Here is a 1,457-nt window from a genome sequence, read left to right as displayed (position 1 = left end):
TTAATGACCCTCTGGGTTATCTTTTGGGACTCCAAAATGTCAAGAGAAACAAAAAGATGGCAAGAAATGAGGTAACACAATGCCACGCACCGTAAATATAGCCTTAAGTTCTACGCAACGCTCTCATTTGTTCATCGTCAAATCGAATATACTTTTTCTTGTCAACACTCACTCAAGGTTTGACTCCAATCCCCTCTCTATTTATTTCCTCTTCTGAAAGTCCTGTTATCTCAGCAATCATCTCCAATTTAAACCCTTTTTTATACATCGATTTAGCTGTCTCTATTAGTCCTTGTCGAATTCCTTGTTCTAATCCTTGTTCTAATCCTTGTTGTAACCCTTGTTCTAACCCTTGTTGTAACCCTTGTTGTAACCCTTGTTCTAACCCTTGTTCTAACCCTTGTTCTAACCCTTGTTCTAACCCTTGTTCTAACCCTTGTTCTAACCCTTGTTGTAACCCTTGTTGTAACCCTTGTTCTAACCCTTTCTTTTCGGCATAAGAAATCGATGCCTTTTGAATATAGATGAAATCTTTCCTTTTATGCTGTATCTCTAATTCTTTGGCACTCAGACCTGCTTGATTGGCTATCTCAAATGCCTTCTTTATCTCTTTACTCATCCCCAGTGTTTTGGGTATGTAATTTAGCTTACCCGCATTTTTTATAAAATATATCCATTTATCCGTCCAATCACTTAATTCACTTTCTTCCTTCTTGAATTTTGGTAACTCAATGAAGATTAATTCAATATCTCCACTATATTCAACTAACTCATCCTTCTCTATCAATCTGAAGTAACTGATGACCTTTGTCCACTCACTAAACATCTCAAAATCAGTAATAGTGATAGCAATTATCGGGTTTAATAGATAAAATTCATCACCACATAAAAGTTGCGTAGAATATGCCTTCGCCGCATTGTAGAGAATCCTTTTTTCGAATCCTTCATAATTTAATATCTGCATCTCAATAATTACGCCACTACCATCTGATAATATTGCCTTGACATCAACATAGGTATCCTTCATCCCTTTAAGTAACGGTATCTGATATGGGTCAACGATGGTTAAATCTTCAATAATGCTTCCATCTTTGAATTTAACCACTGAGTTTATAAAGTTTATAAGTATATCTTTTGATTGTTTGCTTCCAAATACCTTTTTAAAGGCAAAGTCTGTTTTTACATCCAAAAACTGCATATTTTTATTCCTCCTTGAATTCGTGTTTCGTAATTTGTAGAACGAATAACAAACAATGGTTACCGTTCAGGGATATAGCCACAGAGCCACAGAGAACACAGAGAGAATATATAACTACGAATGAACACGAATAATAAAAAGATTTGTAGTGCGAGGCTTTAGCCTCGCTTCTGGCAAGCAGGAAAGCGAACCTAAAGGTTCGCACTACATTTATCGAATGTCACAGGTTAATTCGTGTCCATTTGTGGCTAATTTCTCT

1 protein-coding gene is annotated in these 1,457 nt (G+C 36.1%); it reads right to left on the bottom strand.

Annotated elements, in window-relative coordinates:
* Window positions 1–172: 172 nt before the first annotated feature.
* Complete coding sequence (locus tag AB1414_20755) at window positions 173–1,198, bottom strand: Rpn family recombination-promoting nuclease/putative transposase (protein MEW6609841.1); 1,026 nt, start codon at window positions 1,196–1,198, stop codon at window positions 173–175.
* Between the last annotated feature and the right edge of the window lie 259 nt (window positions 1,199–1,457).

The sequence above is a fragment of the bacterium genome (genome assembly GCA_040755795.1).
Taxonomy (GTDB): Bacteria; UBA9089; CG2-30-40-21; order CG2-30-40-21; family SBAY01; genus JBFLXS01.
Note: the sequence above shows the minus strand (reverse complement) of the source record. Positions and strands in the feature narration are given on the sequence as shown.